This window comes from Streptomyces goshikiensis (assembly GCF_014650555.1).
Classification (GTDB): Bacteria; Actinomycetota; Actinomycetes; order Streptomycetales; family Streptomycetaceae; genus Streptomyces; species Streptomyces goshikiensis.
This window is the reverse complement of record NZ_BMVE01000008.1, coordinates 69,534-93,987: the sequence shown is the minus strand read 5'-3', so window position 1 is coordinate 93,987 and position 24,454 is coordinate 69,534. Positions and strand designations below refer to the sequence as shown.

General features: G+C 73.5%; 25 protein-coding genes and 5 tRNA genes. 19 read left to right on the top strand and 11 right to left on the bottom strand.

The annotated features are described in order from the left end of the window. Nucleotides 1-6: 6 nt before the first annotated feature. The 3 genes from IE248_RS23000 (at nucleotide 7) to IE248_RS22995 (ending at nucleotide 2,309) form a co-directional block, all read left to right on the top strand. Complete coding sequence (locus IE248_RS23000; protein WP_190031562.1) at nucleotides 7-1,167, top strand: glycerophosphodiester phosphodiesterase; 1,161 nt, start codon at nucleotides 7-9, stop codon at nucleotides 1,165-1,167. Nucleotides 1,168-1,243: 76 nt separating this feature from the next. Next, on the top strand, nucleotides 1,244-1,765 hold the full coding sequence (locus tag IE248_RS37495; protein ID WP_073774597.1) for a sigma-70 family RNA polymerase sigma factor: 522 nt from the start codon (nucleotides 1,244-1,246) through the stop codon (nucleotides 1,763-1,765). A gap of 37 nt (nucleotides 1,766-1,802) precedes the next feature. Then, nucleotides 1,803-2,309: a GNAT family N-acetyltransferase gene (locus tag IE248_RS22995; protein WP_073795952.1), complete on the top strand. Its 507-nt coding sequence runs from the start codon at nucleotides 1,803-1,805 to the stop codon at nucleotides 2,307-2,309. A gap of 21 nt (nucleotides 2,310-2,330) precedes the next feature. Here the strand turns inward: IE248_RS22995 and IE248_RS22990 are convergent, their stop codons facing one another. Together IE248_RS22990 and IE248_RS22985 are read right to left on the bottom strand one after the other, a co-directional pair. Continuing rightward, nucleotides 2,331-2,780 (bottom strand): hypothetical protein, encoded by a 450-nt coding sequence (locus IE248_RS22990; protein ID WP_047960516.1) that lies wholly within the window; start codon nucleotides 2,778-2,780, stop codon nucleotides 2,331-2,333. Further along, the gene (locus IE248_RS22985) at nucleotides 2,752-3,120 is read right to left on the bottom strand and encodes a hypothetical protein (protein WP_008743324.1); all 369 of its coding nucleotides are present in this window, start codon (nucleotides 3,118-3,120) and stop codon (nucleotides 2,752-2,754) included. Before IE248_RS22985 ends, IE248_RS22990 begins: the two co-directional genes overlap by 29 nt. 581 nt (nucleotides 3,121-3,701) lie before the next feature. Between IE248_RS22985 and IE248_RS22980 the strand changes: the two genes are divergently transcribed. The 8 genes from IE248_RS22980 to IE248_RS22945 all read left to right on the top strand — a co-directional run bounded on the left by IE248_RS22980 (nucleotide 3,702) and on the right by IE248_RS22945 (nucleotide 14,581). Further along, the gene (locus tag IE248_RS22980; RefSeq protein WP_190031561.1) at nucleotides 3,702-4,787 is read left to right on the top strand and encodes a methionine ABC transporter ATP-binding protein; all 1,086 of its coding nucleotides are present in this window, start codon (nucleotides 3,702-3,704) and stop codon (nucleotides 4,785-4,787) included. Further along, nucleotides 4,784-5,455, top strand: a complete 672-nt coding sequence (locus IE248_RS22975; RefSeq protein WP_008743322.1) for a methionine ABC transporter permease — start codon at nucleotides 4,784-4,786, stop codon at nucleotides 5,453-5,455. The genes IE248_RS22980 and IE248_RS22975 overlap by 4 nt, the downstream gene beginning before the upstream one ends. 135 nt (nucleotides 5,456-5,590) lie before the next feature. Then, nucleotides 5,591-6,457, top strand: coding sequence for a MetQ/NlpA family ABC transporter substrate-binding protein (locus IE248_RS22970; RefSeq protein ID WP_008743321.1), 867 nt, complete (start codon nucleotides 5,591-5,593; stop codon nucleotides 6,455-6,457). A 275-nt stretch (nucleotides 6,458-6,732) separates the two neighbouring features. Further along, the gene (locus tag IE248_RS22965; RefSeq protein ID WP_008743320.1) at nucleotides 6,733-7,428 is read left to right on the top strand and encodes a GNAT family N-acetyltransferase; all 696 of its coding nucleotides are present in this window, start codon (nucleotides 6,733-6,735) and stop codon (nucleotides 7,426-7,428) included. A gap of 89 nt (nucleotides 7,429-7,517) precedes the next feature. After that, nucleotides 7,518-8,741: a precorrin-6y C5,15-methyltransferase (decarboxylating) subunit CbiE gene (cbiE, locus tag IE248_RS22960; RefSeq protein WP_037797235.1), complete on the top strand. Its 1,224-nt coding sequence runs from the start codon at nucleotides 7,518-7,520 to the stop codon at nucleotides 8,739-8,741. Nucleotides 8,742-9,010: 269 nt separating this feature from the next. Further along, the gene (cobT, locus tag IE248_RS22955) at nucleotides 9,011-12,226 is read left to right on the top strand and encodes a nicotinate-nucleotide--dimethylbenzimidazole phosphoribosyltransferase (RefSeq protein ID WP_190031560.1); all 3,216 of its coding nucleotides are present in this window, start codon (nucleotides 9,011-9,013) and stop codon (nucleotides 12,224-12,226) included. Nucleotides 12,227-12,501: 275 nt separating this feature from the next. Then, nucleotides 12,502-13,710: a uroporphyrinogen-III C-methyltransferase gene (gene cobA / locus IE248_RS22950; RefSeq protein WP_073795947.1), complete on the top strand. Its 1,209-nt coding sequence runs from the start codon at nucleotides 12,502-12,504 to the stop codon at nucleotides 13,708-13,710. A gap of 58 nt (nucleotides 13,711-13,768) precedes the next feature. Next, complete coding sequence (locus IE248_RS22945) at nucleotides 13,769-14,581, top strand: TrmH family RNA methyltransferase (protein ID WP_037797223.1); 813 nt, start codon at nucleotides 13,769-13,771, stop codon at nucleotides 14,579-14,581. Nucleotides 14,582-14,609: 28 nt separating this feature from the next. Here IE248_RS22945 and IE248_RS22940 read toward each other — a convergent pair whose 3' ends face one another. Beyond that, entirely contained in the window at nucleotides 14,610-15,881 is a 1,272-nt protein-coding gene (locus tag IE248_RS22940) for a serine/threonine-protein kinase (protein ID WP_190031559.1), read from the bottom strand. A gap of 552 nt (nucleotides 15,882-16,433) precedes the next feature. Here IE248_RS22940 and IE248_RS22935 point away from each other — a divergent pair. From IE248_RS22935 to IE248_RS22925, 3 genes are all read left to right on the top strand, one after another. Next, complete coding sequence (locus IE248_RS22935) at nucleotides 16,434-16,619, top strand: hypothetical protein (protein WP_037797219.1); 186 nt, start codon at nucleotides 16,434-16,436, stop codon at nucleotides 16,617-16,619. 235 nt (nucleotides 16,620-16,854) lie between these two features. Next, nucleotides 16,855-17,799, top strand: a complete 945-nt coding sequence (locus IE248_RS22930) for a phosphotransferase (RefSeq protein ID WP_190031558.1) — start codon at nucleotides 16,855-16,857, stop codon at nucleotides 17,797-17,799. A gap of 65 nt (nucleotides 17,800-17,864) precedes the next feature. Then, the gene (locus tag IE248_RS22925; protein ID WP_190031557.1) at nucleotides 17,865-18,191 is read left to right on the top strand and encodes a TFIIB-type zinc ribbon-containing protein; all 327 of its coding nucleotides are present in this window, start codon (nucleotides 17,865-17,867) and stop codon (nucleotides 18,189-18,191) included. A gap of 66 nt (nucleotides 18,192-18,257) precedes the next feature. On the opposite strand, the gene IE248_RS22920 is transcribed toward IE248_RS22925, so the two are convergent. The 5 genes from IE248_RS22920 to IE248_RS22900 all read right to left on the bottom strand — a co-directional run bounded on the left by IE248_RS22920 (nucleotide 18,258) and on the right by IE248_RS22900 (nucleotide 18,719). Beyond that, nucleotides 18,258-18,329, bottom strand: a tRNA-Val gene (locus tag IE248_RS22920). 40 nt (nucleotides 18,330-18,369) lie between these two features. Beyond that, a tRNA-Val gene (locus IE248_RS22915) sits at nucleotides 18,370-18,441 on the bottom strand. A gap of 20 nt (nucleotides 18,442-18,461) precedes the next feature. Next, nucleotides 18,462-18,533: transfer RNA gene (locus tag IE248_RS22910), tRNA-Val, on the bottom strand. Nucleotide 18,534: 1 nt separating this feature from the next. Next, nucleotides 18,535-18,608 (bottom strand) — tRNA-Cys (locus tag IE248_RS22905). Between the two features lie 38 nt (nucleotides 18,609-18,646). After that, nucleotides 18,647-18,719, bottom strand: a tRNA-Gly gene (locus tag IE248_RS22900). Nucleotides 18,720-18,899: 180 nt separating this feature from the next. Between IE248_RS22900 and IE248_RS22895 the strand changes: the two genes are divergently transcribed. From IE248_RS22895 to IE248_RS22885, 3 genes are all read left to right on the top strand, one after another. Then, a complete protein-coding gene (locus IE248_RS22895; RefSeq protein ID WP_008740515.1) occupies nucleotides 18,900-19,997 on the top strand; it encodes a chorismate-binding protein in 1,098 nt (365 codons plus the stop codon). After that, nucleotides 19,994-20,815 carry an aminotransferase class IV gene (locus tag IE248_RS22890; RefSeq protein ID WP_008740514.1) on the top strand — a complete coding sequence of 274 codons (822 nt, stop codon included), beginning with the start codon at nucleotides 19,994-19,996 and terminating at the stop codon, nucleotides 20,813-20,815. The genes IE248_RS22895 and IE248_RS22890 overlap by 4 nt, the downstream gene beginning before the upstream one ends. A 73-nt stretch (nucleotides 20,816-20,888) precedes the next feature. Continuing rightward, on the top strand, nucleotides 20,889-21,713 hold the full coding sequence (locus IE248_RS22885) for a GNAT family N-acetyltransferase (RefSeq protein WP_073796029.1): 825 nt from the start codon (nucleotides 20,889-20,891) through the stop codon (nucleotides 21,711-21,713). Between the two features lie 10 nt (nucleotides 21,714-21,723). On the opposite strand, the gene IE248_RS22880 is transcribed toward IE248_RS22885, so the two are convergent. Then, complete coding sequence (locus IE248_RS22880) at nucleotides 21,724-22,218, bottom strand: DsbA family protein (protein ID WP_037792343.1); 495 nt, start codon at nucleotides 22,216-22,218, stop codon at nucleotides 21,724-21,726. A 194-nt stretch (nucleotides 22,219-22,412) separates the two neighbouring features. On the opposite strand from IE248_RS22880, the gene IE248_RS22875 reads away from it, so the two are divergent. Together IE248_RS22875 and IE248_RS22870 are read left to right on the top strand one after the other, a co-directional pair. Then, nucleotides 22,413-22,892, top strand: a complete 480-nt coding sequence (locus tag IE248_RS22875; RefSeq protein ID WP_190031556.1) for a hypothetical protein — start codon at nucleotides 22,413-22,415, stop codon at nucleotides 22,890-22,892. A gap of 87 nt (nucleotides 22,893-22,979) precedes the next feature. Beyond that, nucleotides 22,980-23,153 (top strand): hypothetical protein, encoded by a 174-nt coding sequence (locus IE248_RS22870; protein WP_008740509.1) that lies wholly within the window; start codon nucleotides 22,980-22,982, stop codon nucleotides 23,151-23,153. Here the strand turns inward: IE248_RS22870 and IE248_RS22865 are convergent. Beyond that, entirely contained in the window at nucleotides 23,094-23,714 is a 621-nt protein-coding gene (locus IE248_RS22865) for a CGNR zinc finger domain-containing protein (RefSeq protein ID WP_073795944.1), read from the bottom strand. The two genes, IE248_RS22870 and IE248_RS22865, sit on opposite strands and share 60 nt — an antisense overlap. 210 nt (nucleotides 23,715-23,924) lie before the next feature. After that, nucleotides 23,925-24,338 carry an SsgA family sporulation/cell division regulator gene (locus tag IE248_RS22860; protein WP_030011909.1) on the bottom strand — a complete coding sequence of 138 codons (414 nt, stop codon included), beginning with the start codon at nucleotides 24,336-24,338 and terminating at the stop codon, nucleotides 23,925-23,927. Nucleotides 24,339-24,454: the final 116 nt, after the last annotated feature.

Sequence of the window (24,454 nt, the reverse complement as noted above, 5' to 3'; positions counted from 1 at the left end):
GCACTCATGACGCAGGGTGGGGCAGCGCGGCGCACGGTCCTGGGGGCGGCGGTCCTGGCGGCCACGGGCGCGATCGCCACGGGCGCGGCGGGATCCGCCGCGGCGGCCGGGAGCGGCCGCGACGGCGCCGGCGGCTACCGGGACCTTCCCGTGCCGACCGTGATCGGCCACCGGGGCTCCAGCGGGTACCGGCCCGAGCACACCCTCGGCTCCTACCAGCTCGCGCTCGACCTCGGCGCCGACGTGGTGGAGCAGGACCTGGTGCCCACCAAGGACGGCCACCTGGTGTGCCGCCACGAGAACGAGATCGGGGGCACCACCGATGTCGCCGACCACCCCGCCTTCGCCTCCCGGCGCACCACCAAGTCGGTCGACGGCGTTTCCGTCACCGGATGGTTCACCGAGGACTTCACGCTCGCCGAGCTGAAGACCCTGCGCGCGAAGGAACGCATCCCCGCCGTCCGCCAGCGCAACACGCTGTACGACGGCCGCTGGGCGGTGCCCACCTTCGAGGAGGTGCTGCGCTGGGCGGAGCGCGAGGGCAAGCGGCGCGGCAAGCGGGTCTGGCTGCACGTGGAGACCAAGCACCCCACCTACTTCCGCTCCCTCGGCCTCGCCCTGGAGGAGCCGCTCGCCCGGCTGCTGCGCCGCTACGGGCGCGACGGACGGGGCGCCGCCGTCTTCCTCCAGTCCTTCGAGCCGTCCAGCATCCAGCGGCTGTCGCGGCTGGTGTCCGCGCCGCGGGTGGTGCTGCTGTCCGCCGCGAACACCCGCCCCTGGGACTTCGAGGTGGCCAAGGACCCGCGTACGGTCGCCGACCTGGTCAAGCCCGAGGGCCTGAAGTGGATCGCCTCCTTCGCCCAGGGCATCGGCCCCACCCTCGACCTGATCGTGCCGCGCGACGCGGACGGCAGGCTGGGCACCCCGACCACGCTGGTCGAGGACGCCCACGCCCGCTCCCTGGTGCTGCACCCCTATACGGCGCGCAACGAGAACAGCTTCCTGCCGGCCGAGTACCGCAAGGGAACGGATCCGGCCGCGTACGGCGACGCCTTCGGCGCCTTCCAGCGGTACTTCGAACTCGGGATCGACGGGATCTTCACCGACAACCCCGACACCGGGCTGCTCGCCGCCGAGGCCTTCCGCCCGGGCCGCGGCGTCAACTGATAAGCGGAATATCCCGTTCGGGTGGGGCGTGCGCCGTGGCGAAACCGCGGGGCGCACCCCGCGCGTCCCGCCCGGCATGGACCTGCTGAACGACCCCGACCTCCTGGACCAACTGGGCCCGCTGCTCTCCGCCGAGGCGGCCGCGGAAGCCCCCGCGGCCGGTGTGGAGGCGGCCGACCTGGAACAAGCCGTCTGGGTCAGGCTGCTGGAGAGCGGCCCCGCCCCCGCCGAGCCCGTGCGCTGGCTGCGCCGGGCGGTGCGCGCCGAGGCCCGGGTCGCAAGGCGCCGGGCCAGGCGCGAGGTTCCGTACGGCCGGCGCACCCACCTCGCGGACGGCGCGGCCGAGCCGGAGGACGCCCTCATGAACGGGGAGGAAAGGAAGGTAATCCGATCGGCCGTCGCCCGGTTGCCCGGACGGTGTCCGGAACTCATAGGGGCACTTCTTTCGCCCAGGGACTTGACTTACCGTGAAATCGCAGGGGAGTTGGGTATCTCACAAGGAAGTTTGGGGCCGGTCCGTTCCCGTTGCCTGGGATGTCTGCGCAGAATGCTGGCTGCAGAGGTTGCGGCTCCTGGCCTGCGGGGAAAGGAGCGGTAGACCAACGGGCTACCAGGTGAGCTGGAGGCATGCGCACATGGGCATGAGCGTGACGATTTCTGCGGCGGCCGCCGAGGACGTTGAGCAGATCTTCAAACTGCAGTACCTGGCGTTCCAGCGGGAGGCCGAGCTCTACGGCAACTACCGCATCCAGCCGCTCACCCAGACCCTGGACTCCCTCAAGAGCGAGCTGGAGACGGACACCGTGCTCGTGGCCCGGCTCGGGGACGAGGTCGTCGGCACCGTCCGCGGCAACGTGGACGAGGACGGCACCGCCAAGATCGCCAAGCTGTGCGTGCACCCCCGCCTCCAGCGTCACGGACTCGGCGGCCGGCTGCTGCGCGCGGTGGAAGCGGCCCTCCAGGGCGACGGCGGCACCACCCGCTTCCGGCTGCACACCGGCCACAAGAGCGAGTCCAACCTGCGGCTCTACCGCAAGGCGGGCTACACCCAGGTCGGCGGCCGCACCGCCTCCGACGGCGTGCAGCTGGTGATCCTGGAGAAGGAAGCCAAGAGCGCCAGCGACTTCGCGGTCAGCGCCTGACCCGTCGGCGCCCCGCCCCGGTCAGCGCTTCGTACGCAGCCAGAGCATCCCGGTGATCGGCAGGATCACCGGGATGAAGAGGTACCCCATCCCGAAGTCCGACCACACGGTCGCGTCCGGGAAGGCCTCGGGCCGCACCAGCGTCCAGGTGCCCACGGTCAGTACGCCGGTCAGCTCGGCGGCGCAGCAGATCCGCGCCGCCTTGCGGGCCGTCTCCCCGCCGCGCACCAGCGAGTACGTGATGAAGGCGTATACGAGCGCGGCGATGCCGCTCAGCGCGTACGGCAGCGGGGCACGGTCGAACTCGGTGGAGATCTGGTAGGCCGAGCGCGAGACCGCGCCGACCGTGATCACCCCGTACACCCAGACCAGCAGCAGCCCCGGTCCCGAGACCAGGCGCTCGCGCGCGGGGGCCGCTCCGGCCGCGTCGTCCATCTGTGTGTCAGGCACCGGGGGTTCCCCAAATGTCATAGAGGCGTACTTCGAGCACGGCGAGGACGACCGCGCCGGCGGCCACGGTCAGCGAACCCCACTTGGTCCGCTCGGTGAGCGACAGCAGTCCGGCGGCCGGGACCGCCGCGAACGCCCCGACCAGGTAGGCCACGAAGATCACCGTGCCCTCGTCGGGCTTGCCGCCCTGCGCCAGCTTGACGAGTCCCACCACCAGCTGGGCCAGCACCAGCACGGTCACGACCGCCATGCCGATGAAGTGCCAGTCCTTGGTCGGCTGGTCCCGCCAGGCGGCGAGGCCGCACCAGGCGGCGAGGGCGAGTGCGGTCACACCGATGGCGACCGTCAGGGCGTCGAGCATGCAGCGAGCGTATTACGGGCCGCGCCCCGCTCCGTCCCCGCCCCCGCGCCCCCGCGGCAGCCGGCGCCGGGCGCCGTGGCCTTGGCCACAACCGATGCCCCCGCACCCGGGCCGGCGGGCCGCTCCACGCGGCCCCCGCGAGTGGTGTCCGCGCAGGTCAGCGGGGCGATCGGGATCCGGTACGGACGGCCCGCGCGGGCCCCTCCTGTCCGGAATGCGGTTGGATCGCGTCCGCTATTCGGACAGCGTTGATCGGTGAAGGGGGAGTTCTGCTTTACTGGGGCCCATGACCACGACGAGCAGCCGCACCCTTGCGACCGAGGCGACGATGACGCCCGGTGCTCGTTGTATGTGTCGAATGTGCGCCTTCTGAGGGCCCCTCTTCTCGCAGTCTCGCGCCCCGAAGCGAGACCGGCCGAGCCCGTCCGCGCCGCCGCCCCGAAGCAGCACCGGATCGCTCCTGCCCCGCGTACGCGCCGTCAGCGTCGTTTTCTGACGATCTGACCCGTATCGCGTCACCAGATGTTTGCCCCGTGCCCGGCACCCGCTTGCGCCGAGCACTCGACAGCGACGGAATTCCTGTGATCACCACATCGGGCCTCACGAAGGTCTACCAGTCCCGTGGCCGCGAGGTCACCGCCCTGGACGGCGTCGATCTCCACGTCCGCGAGGGCGAGGTCTACGGCGTCATCGGCCAGAGCGGCGCCGGCAAGTCCTCCCTGATCCGCTGCGTGAACCTGCTGGAACGCCCCACCACCGGCACCGTCACCGTCGACGGCGTGGACCTCACCGCCCTCGCCGGCCGCGGCCGCCGCGCCGGCAAGGAGCTCCGCGAGGCCCGCAGCCGCATCGGCATGGTCTTCCAGCACTTCAACCTGCTCTCCTCGCGCACCGTGCAGGACAACATCGAGCTGCCCCTGGAGATCCTCGGGATCTCCGGCCGCGATCGCTCCCGCAAGGCCGCCGAACTCCTCGACCTCGTGGGCCTGGCCGACAAGGCCAAGGCCTACCCCGCCCAGCTCTCCGGCGGCCAGAAGCAGCGCGTCGGCATCGCCCGCGCCCTGGCCGGCGACCCCAAGGTGCTGCTCTCCGACGAGGCCACCAGCGCCCTCGACCCGGAGACCACCCGCTCCATCCTCCAGCTGCTGCGCGACCTCAACCGGGAACTCGGCCTGACGGTCCTGCTCATCACGCACGAGATGGACGTGGTCAAGGCCGTCTGCGACTCCGCCGCCCTGATGAAGAACGGCCGGATCGTCGAATCCGGCACCGTCGCCGAACTCCTCGCCACCCCCGGCTCCGAGCTCGCCGGTGAACTCTTCCCCGTCAGCGGCGCCGCCACCGGGCCCGACCACACCGTCGTCGACGTCACCTTCCACGGCGACGCCGCCACCCGGCCGGTCATCTCCCAGCTGGCGCGGACGTACAACATCGACATCTCGATCCTCGGCGCCGCGATGGACACCGTCGCCGGCCGCCAGATCGGCCGGATGCGCATCGAGCTGCCGGGCCGCTACGAGGACAACGTCGTCCCCGTGGGGTTCCTGCGCGAGCAGGGCCTCCAGGTCGACATCGTCGACGAGGACGCCGAAGCCGCCGCCGATCCCGCAACCGCAGAAGACGCCGACGCCGAGCTCGCCCAGCTCGTCAAGGATGGTGCCCAGTGACCTGGTCCGAGATGCAGCCCCTGCTCACCCAGGGCACGTACGACACCCTCTACATGGTGCTGTGGTCCACCCTGGTGACCGTCATCGGCGGACTGCCGGTCGGCATCCTGCTCGTCCTGACCGACAAGGGCGGCCTGCTGCAGAACCAGCCGCTCAACAAGGTCCTCGGCGTGATAGTGAACCTCGGCCGCTCGCTGCCGTTCATCATCCTGCTGATCGCCCTGATCCCGGTGACCACCGCCGTCGTCGGCACCTTCATCGGCCCCACCGCGATGATCGTCCCGCTCGCCATCGGCGCCATCCCCTTCTTCGCCCGCCTCGTCGAGACGGCGGTCCGCGAAGTGGACCCCGGCCTGATCGAGGCCGTCGAGTCCATGGGCGGCGGCGTCCCCACCCTGGTCGGCAAGGTGCTGCTGCCGCAGGCCCTGCCCTCGCTGATCGCCGGCGTGACCACCACCCTGATCACGCTGATCGGCTACTCGGCCATGGCCGGCGCGGTCGGCGGCGAGGGCCTCGGCTCCAAGGCCATCACCTACGGCTTCCAGCGCTTCGAGACCGGGTTCATGCTCGCGACCGTCGTGATCCTGGTCGCCCTCGTCACGGTGGTCCAGCTGATCGGCGACGGCGTGGTCCGCTTCCTCGCCCGCCGCGGCGGGCGCACCGCCTGAGGCACCCGGCCCCGGACCACGGGCCGCACGGACTTTCCCCACCCCAGAAAAGCCCGCACTTGTCGTGCTTGGGCCTCCACCCGCAAGAACCGCGCACGATCTGCGCACTTGCACCCGCAATGAAAGGCACTCTTCGTGCGTAAGAACATCAAGCTCACCGCCCTCGCCGCCACCGCCTCCGCGCTCGCCCTCGGCCTCACCGCCTGCGGCAGCTCCTCGGACCCGTCCTCCTCCAAGGCCGACGGCGGCAAGACCGACGCGAGCAAGCCGCTCGTCATAGCGGCCTCCCCGAGCCCGCACGCCGACATCCTGAACTTCGTCAAGGACAAGCTCGCGGCGAAGGAAGGCCTCAAGCTGGAGGTGAAGGAGTTCACGGACTACGTCCTGCCCAACACCGCCACCGAGCAGGGCCAGGTCGACGGCAACTACTTCCAGCACAAGCCGTACCTCGACGACTTCAACAAGAAGAACGGCACGCACATCGTGCCCGTCGCCAACGTGCACCTGGAACCGCTCGGCCTCTACTCCAAGAAGGTCAAGGCCATCGGCGACATCAAGCCCGGCCAGACCATCGCCGTCCCGAACGACACCACCAACGAGGGCCGCGCGCTCCAGCTGCTCGCCTCGAACAACCTGATCACCCTCAAGGAGGGTGTCGGCACCGGCGCCAAGCTGTCCGACATCACCGACAAGAAGGGCCTGGAGTTCAAGGAGCTGGAGGCCGCGACCGTCCCGCGCGCCCTCGGTGACGTGGACGCCGCGATCATCAACGGCAACTACGCCCTCGAAGCCAAGCTCGCGCCCGCCAAGGACGCGCTCGTCCTGGAGAAGGCCGAGGGCAACCCGTACGCCAACTTCCTCGCGGTGAAGGCCGGCAACGAGAAGGACCCGCGCATCGAGAAGCTCGCCAAGCTCCTGAGCTCCGACGAGGTCAAGAAGTTCATCGAGGAGAAGTACCAGGGCTCGGTCATCCCGGCCTTCGGTGCCCCCACCGCCTCCTGACGTCCCACCGTCTCCTGACGCCCCGCCACTTCCTGACGGCCCGCCGCCTTCCGGCGCGAAGGCCGCCCGGAAACACGGGTACTTCGGCCCCGCACGCCCTCGTGGCGGGCGGGGCCGAGCCGTGCCCGCCGCCGGACAACCCCGCCCATGCACATCCCGCGGCCGATGCTGCATGCTGTGGTTTACGACCCGCACGAACGGTCCCGCACGAACGGTCCCGCACCGCGGTCGCATCGCAACACGGTCGCACCACGGTCTCAGGCATGGAGCTGCGCATGACAACCACCTTCCCGGACGTCACCATCAGCACGGACCGGCTGGTGCTGCGCCCCTTCGAGGAAGACGACGTCACCGCGCTCGCCGAGATGATGAACGACGAGCAGGTCACCGCCTGGACCTCCTGCCCGCACCCCTACACCCGCGCCGACGCCCACGCCTGGGCCACCCGCGACTCCCACGCCGAACGCGGCGAGGGCCGCGGCATCGCCTTCGCCGTCACCGAGTTCCTCACCCAGCGCCTCGTCGGCATCGTCCACCTCCAGAACACCAACTGGCACACCCGCGTCACCGAGGTCGGCTACGTCACCGCCCCCTGGGCCCGCGGCGAGGGCTACGCCAGCGAATCCGTACTCGCCGTCGCCCAGTGGCTCTTCCGCGCCCAGCGCTTCGAACGCCTGGAACTGCGCACCGCCGCCGACAACACCGCCTCCCAGCAAGTGGCCCAGAAGATCGGCTGCATCAGCGAGGGCGTCCTGCGCAACGCGTGGATAGTGCGCACCCAGACCCCCGACGGCTCCTGGAGCGACACCCGGACCGACCTCATCGTCTGGAGCCTGGTCCCCGAGGACCTCGAAGACACCGACGAATTCTCGGACGGCTCCTCCGGCAGCTTCTCCGACGGCTACGACGGATACGGCTTCGGCCGCCGGGCCGACGCGCACGGGTACGCCGTCTCGACGGACTGGCACTGACCCGATGACCAGGTAGTCTCACCGTAAACCCGCACCCTCCGCGCCTGCCCCCACATCCGTGCTGCCCCCACCTCTGGAGACTGACGACGATGGCCGACCGGGTCACGGTGATCGGCTGGGACGGCTCCCCCCTGACCTCGGCCGCCCGGTCCGCGCTCTCCGCCGCCACGCTGGTGGCCGGCGCCGCGCACCACCTCGCACTGCCCGAAGTCCCGCCCACCGCCGAACGCATCCGCCTCGGCAGCGTGGGCCTCGCCGCCCGCCGCATCGCAGGCCACCGCGGCACCGCCGTCGTCCTCGCCGACGGCGACCCCGGCTTCTTCGGCGTCGTCCGCATCCTGCGCGCCCCGGAGCACGGCCTCGAAGTCGAGGTCGTCCCCGCCGTCTCCTCCGTCGCCGCCGCCTTCGCCCGCGCCGGAATGCCCTGGGACGACGCCCAGGTCGTCGTCGCCCACCCCCGCACCCTGCGCCGCGCCGTCAACGTCATCCGCGCCCACGGCAAGGTCGCCGTACTCACCTCGCCCGGCGCCGGCCCCGCCGAACTCGCCCTGCTGCTCGACGGGGTCCACCGCACCTTCGTGATCTGCGAGGAACTCGGCACCGCCAACGAACAGGTCAGCGTCCTCACCTCCGACAAGGCCGCCGACCACACCTGGCGCGACCCCAACGTCGTCATCGTCATCGGCGGCGGCGCAGCCGCCCAGACCACCGCCGGCGGCGCCACCGCCGAGCCCGCCTGGCTGCTCGGCCAGACCCCCGGCCAGAGCGGCCCGCGCGGCTGGGCCCGCCCGCACGCCGACGCCACCGGGGAGGGGGAGTCCGCCCCGCTGCGCGCCGCCCAACTCGCCCGCCTCGGCCCGCGCACCGGCGACCTCGTCTGGGACATCGGAGCCGGCCGCGGCGCCCTCGCCGTGGACGCCGCCGCGCTCGGCGCCGCCGTCATCGCCGTCGACGCCGACCCGCAGGCCTGCGACCTCGTGAGCGCCGCCGCCCGCGAGCGCGGCGTACAGGTCCAGGTCGTCACCGGACGCGCGCCGCACGTCCTGGAGAACCTCCCCGAACCGGACGTCGTCCGCGTCGGCGGCGGCGGGGCCGAGGTCGTCGAGGCCGTCGCCGAACGCCGCCCCGAACGGATCGTCAGCCACGCCCTGTCACGCGCCGAAGCGGAAGCCATCGGCCGTGTACTGGCCGCCCACGGGTACGCCGTCGAGTGCGCGTTCCTCCAGTCCGTGGGCCTCGACCCCCGCACCTGGGCCGAACAGGACCGTTCCGTCGTGTTCCTGCTGTCCGCCGAACGCCCCGTGAACCGCTAGCGCGAGGGCCGGGGTAGGCTGGCCGATCGTCGTACTGCCCTGGACGTCCGGGCACGACGGCAACGGAGGCGGTACGCGGGTGCGCGACGTGGCGCAGTCCACAGCGGACCGCCCCGGTAATGGCCGCCATTGCGGCTGACGAGCGCGACAATGCTTACTGGTTGTCGTGCGGGCGTGCGTGAGGCGTTCGCGTCGCGCGGCATCCCCGCTCGTTGGTCACGTGGGCGCCGGGCGATCGAAGAGGCAACACCGATGGGCGAGGGGTACGCATGACTGACACCGGCCAGGTCCCGGGCGAGGGGCTCCCGGACAACGCGGGCATGGTGGATCAGCAGGGCATCCCCGCTCCGGTCCAGGCCCACGCACCGGCTCCGCACCCGTCGGCGACCCCCGCTGCCGCGTCCGTTCCCGCTCCCTCGGCTCCCGCGGGCTACGCCTTCCAGGACCTCATGGACCTCCCCGCCGAGGCCGAGGACGAGGAACTGCTGCTGATGCCGAGCGGACAGGGCGCCTGGAGCGACCCGCAGCCGGTCCCGCCGGTGCCGGACTTCCCCGTGGAGCCCGTCTACACCGAGTACCCCGAGGCGCCCGCGGCCTACGCCCAGCACCCCGGCTCCGCCGATCAGTCCTTCCCCGAGGCGCCCGCGGGCTACCCCGCGCCCTCGTTCCCCGAGCCCGCCTTCACCGAGTCCGCGTACAGCACCGGCGCCCACGAGGCGGGCGGCCGGGACTCCGGCGCGCTCGACCTCGGCGGCCTGGTGGTCCCGCCGCCCGCCGCCCCGGTGGCGCCCGCGGCTCCGGTGGCCCAGCCGCGCCGCCCCCTGCACATGGGCCCGCCCGTGCCGGAGGCCGGCGGGCTCGTACGGTCCCTCGCGGACCGGGGTCCGGCCGCCCAGCCGATGGCGGCCGCCGCCGCGGCGGCGCAGGTTCCGGTGCGCCACGCCGGGCCGCCGACCACCGGCCCCGAGTACCTGGACGTCCCGCGCGCGGAGGCCGTCGCCGAGCCGGCCCCGGCCGCGCCGCAGCTGAGCGAGATCCCGCCGCAGGCCGGCGCGCCGTGGGCGGCGCAGCCCGAGCAGCCGGCCGCCGAGCAGCCGGTCGCCGAGCAGCCGGTCGCCGAGGCGGCCCCCGCCGCCGCGCCCGAGCCGGAGCCTCAGCCGGAGCCCGTGGCCGAGGTGGCGCCCGCACCCGCACCCGAGCCCGAGCCCGAGGTCATCGCGGAGCCGGCGGAGGTTCCGGCCGTGGCCGAGGCCCCGGTCGCCGTCGCCGTCGCCGTTCCGGAGCCGGTCGCGGCCGCGGAGCCCGCGCCCGAGCCGGCGGAGCCGGTCGAGCCGGTGGTCCCGCAGCCCGAGCCGGTCGTCGAGGCCGCTCCCGAGGCCGTCGTACCGGTCGCCGAGCCCGTGGCCCCGGCCCCGGAGCCCGAGCCGGAGCCGGTCGCCGAGGCCGCCGCCGAGGCCCCCGCCGAGGTCGTCCCGGAGCCGGTGGCCGTGACCGTCGTACCCGAGCCGGAGCCCGAGGCCGAGCAGCCGGCCGCGGAAACGGTTCCGGCGGCGGAGCCCGCCGCGGCTGCCGCGGTCGTGGAGCCCGAGGCCGAGCCCGAACCGGTCGGCGACGCCGTCGCGGAGCCGGTCGCGGCCGAGCCCGTGGCCGAGCCCGAGGCCGCCGCCTCCGTGGAGCCGGAGCCGGAGACCGCCCCCGAGGCCGAACCCGTCCAGGCCCCCCAGCCCGTTCAGCCCGTCGAGCCTTCCGCCGGCGAGCCGGCCCCCGCGTACGCCGACGCCGAGCGCGAGGCCGTCCTGCGCGTCATGCGCGAGCGCCGCGACATCCGCAAGGGCTTCCGCACCGACCCGATCCCGCACGAGGTGCTGCTCCGCGTCCTGGAGGCGGCCCACACCGCCCCCAGCGTGGGCCACTCCCAGCCCTGGGACTTCGTCGTCATCCGCTCGGCCGAGACCCGCCGGACGATGCACGAGCTCGCCCAGCGCCAGCGCGAGGCCTACGCCAAGTCGCTACCCAAGGGCCGGGCGAAGCAGTTCAAGGAACTCAAGATCGAGGCCATCCTCGACACCCCGGTGAACATCGTCGTCACCGCCGACCCGACCCGCGGCGGCCGCCACACCCTGGGCCGGCACACCCAGCCGCAGATGGCCCCGTACTCCTCGGCCCTCGCCGTCGAGAACCTGTGGCTCGCCGCCCGCGCCGAAGGCCTCGGCGTCGGCTGGGTCAGCTTCTTCGACGAGCGCGAGATGGTCCGCGAACTCGGCCTGCCGGAGCACCTGGAGGTCGTCGCGTACCTGTGCGTCGGCTACGTCGACGAGTTCCCGGAGGAGCCCGAGCTCGCGCAGGCCGGCTGGTCCAAGCGCCGCCCGCTGTCCTGGGTCGTCCACGAGGAGACCTACGGCCGCCGCGCGCTGCCCGGCGAGGAGCCGCACGACCTGCTCTCCGAGACGGTCGCCAGCATCCGCCCCCTCGACGCGAAGGCGCTGGGCGAGGCCTGGGAGCGCCAGAAGCGCATGACCAAGCCCGCCGGTGCGCTCGGCATGCTCGAAATCATCTCGGCGCAGCTCAGCGGTCTGTCGCGGGTCTGTCCGCCGCCGATCCCGGAGCCCGCCGCGGTCGCGATCTTCGCGGGTGACCACGGGGTGCACGCGCAGGGGGTCACGCCCTGGCCCCAGGAGGTCACCACGCAGATGGTGGCCAACTTCCTGGGCGGCGGTGCGGTCTGCAACGCGTTCGCCAACCAGGTCGGCGCGGAGGTCTGCGTGATCGACGTCGGCGTCGCCGGGGACCTCCCGGCCACGCCGGGGCTGCTCCCGCGCAAGGTCCGTCCGGGCACGGCCGACCTGTCCGTCGGCGCCGCGATGACCCGCGAGGAAGCCGTCGCGGCGATCGAGGTGGGCATCGAGACGGCCCGCGACCTGGTGGCGGCCGGCAACAAGGCGCTGCTCACGGGTGAGATGGGCATCGCGAACACCACGGTGTCGGCGGCCCTGATCGCGGTCTTCACGGGCGTCGACCCGGCGGAGGTCACCGGGCGCGGTACGGGCATCAACGACGAGACGCACGCCCGCAAGGTCGAGGTCGTCCGCCGGGCCCTGGAGCTGCACCAGCCCGACCCGGCGGACCCGATCGGCGTCCTCGCGGCCATCGGCGGTCTGGAGCACGCGGCGATCGTCGGCCTCCTGCTGGGCGGAGCGTCGCTCCGTACGCCGGTCATCCTGGACGGCGTGAGCGCCGGCGCGGCCGCCCTCGTGGCTCGCGCCATCGCTCCGGAGTCGCTGTCGGCCTGCATCGCCGGTCACCGCAGCGCGGAGCCGGGGCACGTCGCCGCGCTGAACAAGCTCGGCCTGCGCCCGCTGGTCGACCTCGACCTCCGCCTCGGCGAGGGCACGGGGGCGCTCCTGGCCCTTCCGCTGGTGCAGAGCGCGGCCCGCGCGATGCACGAGGTGGCCACCTTCGACTCCGCCGGCGTCACGGAGAAGTAGCCCCGCGCCACGTCCCGCGTTCGCCGCCCTCGCCCCTACCGGGGCGGGGCGGCGCACCTCAAGGCCCCCGGGGCTCCGCCCCGGACCCGCGCCCCACACGCCGGCGCGGCTGGACGTGCCCGCCGCGCCGTGGCCGGGCGGGGGGCCGGGGTGGGGCCGGGGGTGGGGGTCGTATCGTGGACCCGGACGGGCGAAACCGCACGTCACACCCGACAAGCCGCTCCAGCGCAGCAGCGGCCCAGCAGATCACCGCCGCATCAGGAGCCGCAACCGCCATGGCACACCCGGCATACCCCGTAGGACTCCGTCTGGCCGGCCGCCGCGTCGTCGTCATCGGCGGCGGCCAGGTCGCCCAGCGTCGGCTGCCCGCGCTCGTCGCGGCCGGCGCCGACGTGCTGCTGATCTCCCCCTCCGCCACCCCCTCCGTGGACGTCATGGCCGAGACCGGCGAGATCCGCTGGGAACGCCGCCGCTACCAGGACGGGGACCTGGACGGCGCCTGGTACGCGCTGATCGCCACCCGGGACCGCGCGTCCAACGACGCCGTCTCCGCCGAGGCCGAGCGCCGCCGCGTCTGGTGCGTCCGCGCCGACGACGCCGAGGCCGCCACCGCCTGGACCCCGGCCACCGGCCGCGTCGACGGCGTCACCGTGGCCGTGCTGAGCGGCAACGACCCGCGTCGTTCCGCCGCCGTCCGCGACGCCGTCGTGGAGGGGCTGCGCGACGGCTCCCTCACGGCCGCCCGCCCGCACACCCCCGGTGTCGCCCTCGTCGGCGGCGGTCCCGGCGACCCGGACCTGATCACCGTCCGCGGCCGCCGTCTCCTCGCCGAGGCCGACGTCGTCATCGCCGACCGGCTCGGCCCCCGCGACCTCCTCGACGAGCTCCCGCCGCACGTCGAGGTCATCGACGCCGCGAAGATCCCGTACGGCCGGTTCATGGCCCAGGAGGCCATCAACAACGCCCTGATCGAGCACGCCAAGGCCGGCAAGGCCGTGGTCCGGCTCAAGGGCGGGGACCCGTACGTCTTCGGCCGCGGCATGGAGGAGCTCCAGGCCCTCGCCGAGGCCGGGATCGCCTGCACCGTCGTGCCCGGCATCTCCAGCTCCATCTCCGTCCCCGGCGCCGCCGGCATCCCGGTCACCCACCGGGGCGTGGCGCACGAGTTCACCGTCGTCAGCGGGCACGTCGGCCCCGACGACCCGCGCTCGCTCGTGGACTGGGCCGCCCTCGCCCGGCTCACCGGGACCCTGGTGATCCTGATGGGCGTCGACAAGATCGGCGTGATCGCCGAGGCCCTGGTCCGGCACGGCCGCTCCGCCGACACCCCCGTCGCGGTCGTCCAGGAGGGCACCACGGCCGCCCAGCGCCGCGTGGACGCCACCCTCGCCACGGTCGGCGAGACCGTCCGCGCGCGGGAGGTCCGTCCGCCCGCCGTCATCGTCATCGGCGAGGTCGTCCGGGTCGGGACCCCGGACGCCTGAACCACCAGCACCCGCCAGGGCCGTTGGCACCGCACCCAGGACAAGGCAGTATCACCCTGTGGCTGATCTCATCACCATCGAAGACCCCGACGACCCGCGCCTGCGCGACTACACGGGCCTGACCGACGTCGAACTCCGGCGCCGGCGCGAGCCCGCGGAAGGCCTTTTCATCGCCGAGGGCGAGAAGGTCATCAGACGGGCCAAGGACGCCGGGTACGAGATGCGCTCGATGCTGCTCTCCGCCAAGTGGGTCGACGTCATGCGTGACGTCATCGACGAGCTCCCGGCTCCGGTCTACGCCGTCAGCCCGGACCTCGCCGAACGCGTCACCGGCTACCACGTGCACCGCGGCGCCCTCGCCTCGATGCAGCGCAAGCCGCTGCCGACGGCGGAGGAACTGCTCGCCACCACCCGCCGCGTGGCCATCATGGAAGCGGTCAACGACCACACCAACATCGGGGCCATCTTCCGCAGCGCCGCCGCCCTCGGCATGGACGCGGTGCTGCTGTCGCCCGACTGCGCGGACCCGCTGTACCGCCGCTCGGTGAAGGTGTCGATGGGCGCGGTCTTCTCCGTCCCGTACGCCCGCCTGGAGACCTGGCCCAAGGGCCTGGACTCGGTCCGCGAGGCCGGCTTCAGGCTGCTCGCCCTCACCCCGCACCAGAAGGCCTCGCCCATCGACGAGGCCGCCCCGCAGACCCTGGAGCGGGTCGCGCTGATGCTGGGCGCGGAGGGCGACGGGCTGTCCACGCAGGCGCTGGTCGCCGCCGACGAGTGGGTACGGATCCCCATGGCGCACGGGGTGGACTCGCTGAACGTGGGTGCGGCCGCCGCCGTCGCCTTCTACGCGGTGGCGAGCGGCCGCCCGTAGGAGCGAGCGGGCCCCGGGCCCGCCCCTCTCACAGCTTCTGGGCGGCGGCGATCCCCAGGGCGACGATCAGCGTCACCACGATGAACACGATCAGCCGCTGCCGCATCAGCCGCGGGTCGGGCCGCGAGGGCCGCCGCCCCGTGCCCGTCGTACGGGGGCCGGGCCGGCCGCCGGTACGTCCCGAGGTCGGCCGGGAGGACGGGCCGCCACCGGCGGCGCCGGAGTGCTGGGCGGAGGACTGCCGCGAGGACGAGGGCCGCGCGTGCGGTCCGCTGTGCGACCCGTGGCCCTGCCCCTGTTCCTGCCTCTGTCCCTGCCTCTGTCCCTGACCGTGCCCCTGGCCCTGCGGCCGGGGCGCGGGGGTGCCGGCCGTACGGCGCTCCGTGGTGCGCTGTTCCTCGTACGGCGGCTCGGCGAGCCGGCCCGTCGGCCGCTCCGCGCGGGCCCGCTGCGCGGGCGGGCGCCCGTCGGACACCCCGTGCGCCTCGCGCGCCGCGATCTCCTTGAGCCGCATCGACAGCTGGAGGGTGGTCGGCCGCTCCTCGGGATCCTTGGCCAGGCAGGCCCGTACGAGGGGCGCGAGCGCGTCCGGGACGCCGACCAGGTGCGGCTCCTCGTGCACCACGCGGTACAGCATGACCTCGGAACTGCCGTGCCCGAAGGGCGAGTCGGCGGTCGCCGCGTACGCGAGGGTGGCGCCGAGCGCGAAGACGTCCGTGGCGGGGGTGACGGCGGCGCCGCGCACCTGCTCGGGCGCGAGGAACCCGGGGGAGCCGACGGCGGTGCCCACGTGGGTGAGGGTGCTCGCGCCGGTGGCCCAGGCGATCCCGAAGTCGATGATCCGGGGGCCCTTGGGGGAGAGCAGGATGTTGGAGGGCTTGAGGTCCCGGTGCACGACCCCCGCCTCGTGCACGGCGACCAGCCCCTCGGAGAGCGCGGCGCCGACGGCGGCGATCTGCGCGGCCGTCAGCGGGCCCTCCTCGGCGACCTTGTCGTGCAGGGACGGGCCGGGCACGTACTGGGTGGCGAACCAGGGCCGCTCGGCCTCCAGGTCGGCGGCCACCAGGCGCGCGGTGCACCCGCCGCGGATCCGCCGGGCGGCGGACACCTCGCGCGCGAACCGCGAGCGGAACTCCTGGTCCTCGGCCAGGTCGGGCCGGATCACCTTCAGGGCGACGCGCTGGCCGCGCCGGTCCGAGCCCAGGTAGACCACGCCCATCCCGCCGGCGCCGAGCCGGCGGTGCAGTCTGAACGAGCCGACGACACGCGGGTCCTCCCGCCGGAGCCGCATCATCGCCATGTCCACCCCGCTGACCGGTCGTCCTGTTGACTCGGCACAGCTTACGGACCATCCGCCACCAGCGCTCAGAGGCCGCGCCCTCGCCGGGGGATTCGATCGTAGTTGCGTCACAGCCCACTTGGGGGTTTCGCGCACCCCCGGCCCACCGCCGCGCGGCAGCCGCCGGAAGGCTCCAAAGGCCCCGCGCCCCAAGGGGATTGGCGGGTCCGGGGGCCGGTCCGGATGACACCGGCGGTCCGTGCGGCCCGTCAACCCTGATTGATCTTGCGAACACCCGGCGGGAGGACACGTGTGTGCGGGGAGTGACTGAAGTGAGCGAAGTCACTACCCTCCGGTCATCCCCTCCGGGAAGACCCTCATCACGGGGGAGCCGTCTCCACCCAGGGGAGTACACGAGGAGCGGCCTCGTCATCCTCCTGGAGGCCCGCCAAAGGGTACGAGGGCATGAGGCCAGGGGCCTTCCCGATGCCTAGTGTTGAAGACAAGCGGCGGGTGGCGCACTCGTCCCCCGAGGTCACGAGCCCGCCGCTGCCAAACGACAGGGAGAGGACCATGGCGGACATCGCACGGCAGGGACGCAAGGCATTCGCGTTCAACGGCCATGAGTCCGGCACGCGCCACCCGCTGGTGGCCGCGGCCATGGTGCTCCCCCTGGCCGCCCTCCTGCTCTTCCTCTTCGGAGGCTTCGACCAGGTGGCGGCACAGGCGTCGTCCGTGGGTGTGATGCTGGGGCGCTGAGCGGCGCACCAGACCCGGGAGAGCGGCCCGGGTCAGTCATCGGCCCGTCGAACCCCGTGGGGACGGGGGCGCGGCGGACGGCAGGTGAAGGGTGCTGCCCGTACGACTGGGGAGTCGGACGGGCAGCACCCTTTTTCGCGTTCCGCGTGCCCGCCCGCGCCCCCGGCGCGTTCCGTAATCTGACTGCGGACCCCGAGGCCACGGACGGAACGGAACGGAGGAGCGCGGAGCCGCGATGACCCAGCAGACCCTCCCCGCCGCGCTCGCGGCCTACGCGGCCCCCTCCGGCCGCCCCGCCCCGTACGAGCTCCTCGCCGACCGGGACGACGGCACCGTCGTCCGCTGCGGCGGTTCCGTCGCCAAGGCGCACGCCGAGGACACCGACCGGGACGGCCTCGCCGTCCGGATGCGGATCGCCTCGGCCCGGGCGCTGTCCCAGGTGCTGCTCCAGCCCCTGCGCGCCGAGGTCGGGCACGTCCAGGGCCGCCCGGTGTCCCTGTGGCCCTACGGCGCGCCCGTGGACCCGCACCGCCCCGAGGACGCCCCCTGGGAGCCGACGGCCCGGCTGCTGGCGGCCCTGCACCAGGTACCGCTGCGCCGGCTCCCCGGCCCGGTCCCGCCGATGCGCGGCCCGGCCAAGGTCGCCCGCGCCCTGCGCCGCCTCGCGGCCGCCCCCGACACCGGTACGCGGGCCGAGGCCGGGGCGGTACGGGCCGCCGCGCGGACGCTGCCCGCCTGGGCGCGGGGCGAGGCCCCGGCGCCCGCCGGCGGGGTGCTGTGCCACGGGGACCTGCACCTGGGGCAGTTGGTCCGCTTCCCCGTCCCCGAGGGGTCCTGGCGGCTCATCGACGTGGACGACCTCGGCGTCGGCGCCCCCGCCTGGGACCTGGCACGCCCCGCCGCCTGGTACGCGGCCGGGCTGGTCGACGCGCGGACCTGGCTGCGGTTCCTCGACGCCTACCGGGACGCCGGCGGGCCCGGTGCCGGACCGCCCGGCTGTGACCCGTGGCCGGAACTCGATCTGGCGGCGCGCGCGCTCACCGTACAGACGGCTGCCCTCGCACTGGCCAAGGCGGCGCGGGAGGAGCGCCGACTGGAGGACGTGGAGCGCCTGATGGTGGACGCCTGTGTCCGAATCGCCACCCTCCCGCCCCACTTGGAGCCCGCCTCCGCGTCGTAGGGTGAGCGGCACGCCACCGGGCACGCGTCCGGTGCCGACGCACACGGCGAGGAGTTGATCAGGTCATGCAGTGTCCGAAGTGTCACGCGATGATGCACACGTACAACCGCAACGGCGTCCAGATAGAGCAGTGCAGCGGCTGTCGCGGCATCTTCCTCGACTACGGCGAGCTGGAGGCGCTGACCCGCCTGGAGTCGCAGTACACCGCCCAGTACGGCCAGGTGCCGCCGCCCGCCGCGCCGCCGGCCCCGTACCCGGGCCAGCACGCCCCCGCCCCCGCCTGGGGAGCCCCGCAGCACGGCCACGGCCACGGCCACGGCCACGGCCACGGTCACCACGGCCACCACGGCCACCACAAGGGCGGCTTCGGCCGGATGCTGTTCTCCTCCTGAACCCCGCTCCGAGCCCGACAACGCGAAAGCCCCGGCCGTCGAGACGGCCGGGGCTTCCGGATCTTGTGCGCGATACTGGGATTGAACCAGTGACCTCTTCCGTGTCAGGGAAGCGCTCTCCCGCTGAGCTAATCGCGCGGGACCACGGTCAAAGACCGCAGGTGGTGCGTGTACTGCGTGCGCGATACTGGGATTGAACCAGTGACCTCTTCCGTGTCAGGGAAGCGCTCTCCCGCTGAGCTAATCGCGCGGGTGGTCCTCGCGGACCAGTGGACGATACTGGGATTGAACCAGTGACCTCTTCCGTGTCAGGGAAGCGCTCTCCCGCTGAGCTAATCGTCCTTGGAGGTGGAGACGGGATTTGAACCCGTGTAGACGGCTTTGCAGGCCGTTGCCTCGCCTCTCGGCCACTCCACCCGGAGCTGCAGGGGTTCTCGGGAAGATCCCCCACTTCGAGCGGACGACGAGACTCGAACTCGCGACATCCACCTTGGCAAGGTGGTGCTCTACCAACTGAGCTACGTCCGCAGGTCACCGTGTTCGCTCCGGGGTTTTCCCCCTTCGCTCCCTGGCGACGTGTTGAACTCTAGCGGATTCCCGGGCCAGCTCAAAAACGCGTTTCCGCAGCGTGCTGCCGCCCGATCACCGGCGGTCACCCGACCGTCACCTCCCCGGCGCCGCGCCGTCACCGGTCATAGACTCGCAGCCGTGCACGACCTGCTTCCTCTGGCCCGCTTCGGCGGCCTCCTCGCGACCGACCTCCGAGACGTCACCAGCGACCCCTCGGCCCTCGACTCCTCCGGGTTCTGGGCCGTGACCGCCGACTTCGAAGGCGGTCTGGTCTGCGCGCGCTTCGGTGACGTGCGCCCCGACCCGGTGCCCGCGCCGGTGCCCGGCGCCTGGCGCGGCCCCCGCGCCGACCGGTGGACCTCCTCGCTCGACCGGGAGGCGTACGTCGCGGGCGTCCGCCGCATCCGCGAGCACATAGCCGCGGGCGAGGTCTACCAGGCCAACCTCTGCCGGGTGATGTCCGCGCCGCTGCCGCAGCCGGCCGCCGCCGACGTGGACGCCCTCACCGCCCTGCTCGCGCGCGGCAACCCGGCTCCGTACGCAGGAACGATTCGGCTCCCCGCCCACGGCGTCGAGATCGCCACCGCCTCGCCCGAGCTGTACCTGCGCCGCGCCGGCCGCCACATCGAGTCCGGCCCCATCAAGGGCACCGGACGCACCGCCGCGGACCTGCTCCCCAAGGACCACGCCGAGAACGTGATGATCGTGGACCTCGTCCGCAACGACCTCGGCCGGGTCTGCGCCACCGGCACCGTCACCGTCCCCGAACTGTGCGCCGTCGAGGAGCACCCGGGCCTGGTCCACCTCGTCTCCACCGTCAGCGGCGAACTCGCCGACGGAGCCGGCTGGCCCCGTCTGCTCGCGGCGACCTTCCCGCCCGGCTCCGTCACCGGCGCCCCCAAGTCCTCCGCCCTGCGGATCATCCAGGCCCTGGAGACGGCCCCCCGCGGCCCCTACTGCGGCGGCATCGGCTGGGTCGACGCCGACCGCGGCACCGCCGAGCTCGCCGTCGGCATCCGCACCTTCTGGATCGACCGCGCGGCCCCCGGCGGCCCCCGCCTCTGCTTCGGCACCGGCGCCGGGATCACCTGGGGCTCCGACCCCGACCGCGAATGGGCGGAAACCGAACTCAAGGCCGCCCGGCTGCTCGGGGTAGCGTCGGCCTCCGGTACCCAAGCGGCCCCGGGTGCGCCCGGGGCCCGTGAAGCGAGTGGAAGTGGAGGGACCGTACGGTGAGGATCTGGCTCGACGGAGCACTGCGGGACGCCGACGACGCGAAGGTGTCCGTGCTCGACCACGGGCTGACCGTGGGCGACGGCGTCTTCGAGACGCTCAAGGCGCAGGACGGGAAGCTCTTCGCGCTGACCCGCCACCTGGACCGGCTGACCCGCTCGGCCCGCGGCCTCGGCCTGCCCGACCCCGACCTCGACGAGGTCCGCCGCGCCTGCGCGGCCGTCCTGGAGGCCAACCCGGTCCCGCTCGGCCGGCTCCGCATCACCTACACCGGCGGCCTGTCCCCGCTCGGCTCCGACCGGGGCGACACCGGCCCCACCCTGGTGGTCGCCGTCGGGGAGACCTCCCGCCGCCCCGACACCACCGCCGTGATCACGGTGCCCTGGGTCCGCAACGAGCGCTCCGCGCTGACCGGCCTCAAGACCACCTCGTACGCGGAGAACGTGGTCGCGCTGGCCGAGGCGGGCCGCGCGGGCGCCTCCGAGGCCCTGTTCGCCAACACCGTCGGGCGGCTCTGCGAGGGCACCGGCTCCAACGTGTTCGTCGTCCTCGACGGGGAACTGCACACCCCGCCCGTCGCCTCCGGCTGCCTCGCGGGCATCACCCGCGCCCTGGCCGTCGAATGGACCGGCGCCAAGGAGACCGACCTGCCCTTCGACGCCCTGGAGCGGGCCGAGGAGATCTTCCTGACCTCCACCCTGCGCGACGTCCAGGCGGTCCACCGGGTCGACGGGCGGACCCTCGCCCCCGTGCCCGGCCCCGTCACCGCGAAGGCCATGCGCGTCTTCGACGAGCGGGCCGCCTCCGACATCGACCCCTGACCGACGCGCGAGCGGACGGCGGCGGCCCGACAGGGGCTGTCGCCCGGGCCGCGGGGCGGGTAGAAATCGAATGATGACCACCACCCTGCGGCCGAGCGCGCCGCTTCAGCAGAGCACCGACGGGGCCCGCTCGCGCCCGTACGAGGTCCGCGTCAACAGCAGGCGCGTCGGCGCCCTGCTGATCGCCTCCGACACCCCCTTCGGGCCGACGGTCGGCGAGATCCGCGACCTGTCCATCGACGAACCGGACCGGCGGCGCGGGCGCGCCACCGTCGCGGCGCTCGCCGCCGAGGAGGTGCTGCGCGGCTGGGGCTGCCGCCGGGTCCGCGTCCGGGTGCCGGCCGGGTCGGCGGGCGGGCTGCGGATGGCCGCCGCCCTCGGGTACACCGAGGACGGCCGCAACATGGCCAAGGAACTCCCCGCCGGGCCGCCCGCCCTCTCCGAGGGGGTACGGGGCCGCCCCATGACCCCGGCCGAGTTCGAGGCCTGGGAGGCCACGGCCCGCGAGGAGTACGCCGAGACCTGGGCCGGCCGGGGAATGTCCCCGCAGGCCGCGCGGGCGAAGTCGGCGGCCGACCACGACACCCTGCTGCCGCGGGGCCTGGCCACTCCCGGGGTCACCCTGCAGGTCCTGGAGGCGGCCGGCGCACCCGTCGGCCACGTCTGGGTCTCCTCGCAGACCGACCGCGCGTACGTCTTCGACGTCGAGGTCCGCGCCGGGCACCGGGGCCGCGGGTACGGCCGCGACCTGATGCTGCTCGCCGAGCGCGCCGCCCTCGCCGGCGGCCACCGCGTCCTCGCGCTCCACGTCTTCGCCGACAACACCCCGGCCCGGCGGCTGTACGAGTCCCTCGGCTACCGCCCGACCGACCTCAACTTCGCGAAGGACCTGATCTGAGGGGGCGGGGCTATCCGGCCAGCAGCCGGTCGGCGATCTCCTCGATCCGGGCGCGCAGGCCCTCCTGGCTCTTGCCGCCGTCCAGGCGCTGCCCGTCGATCACGTACGTCGGGGTGCCCGTCACACCGATCGCCTTGCCCTCGGCCTGGTCGGCGTCCACGATCAGGATGTGCCGGCCGTCGATCAGCGCGGTGTCGAACTCCTCGACGTCCAGACCCAGTTCACGCGCCACGTCCAGCAGCACCGGCTCGCCTCGCTCGGCGAGCTCGGCGGTGCGCGCCAGCACGGCCTCCGTGTAGGGCCACGCCTGACCCTGCTCCAGGGCCTCCTCGGCGGCCTGCGCGGCCGCGAACGCGTGCTTGTGCTTCTCCAGCGGGAAGTGGCGCAGCCGGATGTCCAGCCGGTCGCCGTAGCGGGCCCGCAGGGCCCGTACGTCGTCGAGGGCGCTGTGGCAGTCCGGGCACTGGAGTTCGCACCAGACGTCGAGGATCACGGAATCGGTCATACGGACAGTCTCCCAGCCGGCCCCGGTGCCCGGCGCACCGCACCGACCGGGACCTGGGGAGGAGGCGGACCCCCGAGATGTCCCGGAGATCGGGCCGCACCGCGCGGCGGGCGTGGCCCCTGCGGTGGCGACCGGTGCAGGATGGAAGGGACGGATCGCCCAGCCCGACCACAGGCCACCCCCTGGAGGACCGCATGCTCGCCGAGACGATATGTGCCGCGGTGTCCGCGGCGGGCCTGGGGATCGCCGCGCTGACGGCCTACCGCAGGCGCTTCCTGACCGCCGCGCGGATCACCGCGTACGCGCTGGTGCCGATCGGCCTGGTGCTGACCGGCGTCGTGGAGTGGGTGTCCGGGACGGTCTTCGACCCGAGCGTCTGGATCGGCTTCGGGCTGCTGGGCGTCTCCTGGCTGCTGTTCATGACCACCCGGGCGGTCGAGCGCCGGAGCCTCGGCGGGGCCGGGAAGCCGGCGAAGGAGCCCAGGGCGGCCAAGGCCCCCAAGGCGTCCGGGGCCGCGAAGGGCGTCCCCGTACGGGACGCCGTCGCGCCGGCCGCCTCGGCGCCCTCGCTGGGCGCCGGATCCCGGCAGGCGCCCGAGGCGGGCCGCGCCCCCGCCACTCCCGCGGATGACTTCTCGGACATCGAAGCGATTCTGAAGAAGCACGGAATGTGACGGTTGCGCCGGATCTGACGAACTCCCGCGTAGATCTTGGCGTGTTGAGGAGCGGGCGGCGGCGCGCTGCGCCATCATCGGCCCGACATGCTCGACACATCGCAGGGTGAGCCGCCGGTTCCCGCGCCGGCCACCGCATCCGTCGCCGAGGAGCCGCGAGGCTGCCTCTTCGCGCTCTCCCAGCCACCCCTGATGATCTTCCTAGCGGTGATCGGCACCCTGCTGCTGCTCGCCGCCGTCCACGATCTCTTCCTGCTCTGAACCGTGCGCGTCGGCCTCCTTGCGCCGCGCCCGGTACGCCGCCACGTGCAGCCGGTTCCCACAGGTCCGGCTGTCGCAGTAGCGCCGCGAGCGGTTGCGGGAGAGGTCCACGAAGGCGCGCCGGCAGTCCGGGGCCTCGCAGCGGCGCAGCCGCTCCTCCTCGCCCGAGACCACGATGAAGGCCAGCGCCATGCCGCCGTCCGCCGCCAGGTGGTCGCCCACCGAGGCGCCGGGCGCGAAGTAGTGCACGTGCCAGTCGTAGCCGTCGTGGTCGGTCAGCTGCGGGGTGGTGCCGGCCGTGGCGACCAGCTCATTGATCAGTGCGGAGGCCGCACGGGAGTTCGGGGCCGCGAAGACCTGGGCGAACTTGCCGCGCACCGTCCGGACGCCGGCGAGGTCGCGGACGCCGAGTTCGCCGACGTCGCTGATCGCGTACTCCTGGACGAAGCCGCGCAGCGAGCTGAGGTCCGACAGGCCGTCCGGCTGGTCCGGCTCGGCCGCGGTGTTCACCAGCGCGACGACGACGTCGAGCGCGCGACGGGTGTCGTGGGGGATCTGCACGGGTCGCTCCCTGAGGGCCGGGCCTGCGGCGACGGCCTGCCGCCGCCGCTGGTGGCCGACTCTAGCGGGTTCCCCCCAAAGCGCACGGGCGCCATCCTCGCGGGTGGCTCCCGCGAGGACAGCGCCGGCACAGCCGTATGTGGTTGTCCGCGCCGCACCGTCGCCCCGAGTCGGACGGTGTCGCGCGGTCAGGCACTCGTCGGAGCTGGCTCAGCTTTCGGCCAGGATGTGGGAGAGCTCCTTGTCGAGGTCGAAGTGCCGGTGCTCGGTCCCGGGTGGGACCGCGGCGTCCGTCCGCTTGAGGAACGATTCGAGTGCTCGGGCGGGGGCTTCGAGCAGCGCTTCTCCCTCCGGTGAGCTCAGGGCGATGCAGACGACCCCCTGACCGTGGCTGCGGGACGGCCAGACGCGGACGTCGCCGGTACCGGTGGGCCGGTGGAGACCCTCAGCGAGGAGGTCGCGGGCGAATACCCATTCGACCGTCTCCTCGGCGCCGGTGTGGAAGGTGGCGTGCACGGCGTAGGGGTCGGCCGTGTCATACCGCAGGCCCGCGGGAACAGGCAGTGAGGACTCGCTCGACACAACGAGGCGCAGGTGCAGCTCGCAGCTGACCGTGGTGTTCATAAGCGCCAGGGCCTTTCGCTCAGTGTGCGCTCGGGGATTCGCACGTCGGCGAAATCGACATGCCACCTACGGTGCCGTTGTAAACCCCTCTGACCGTTTTGCGGACCCTTGGGTCC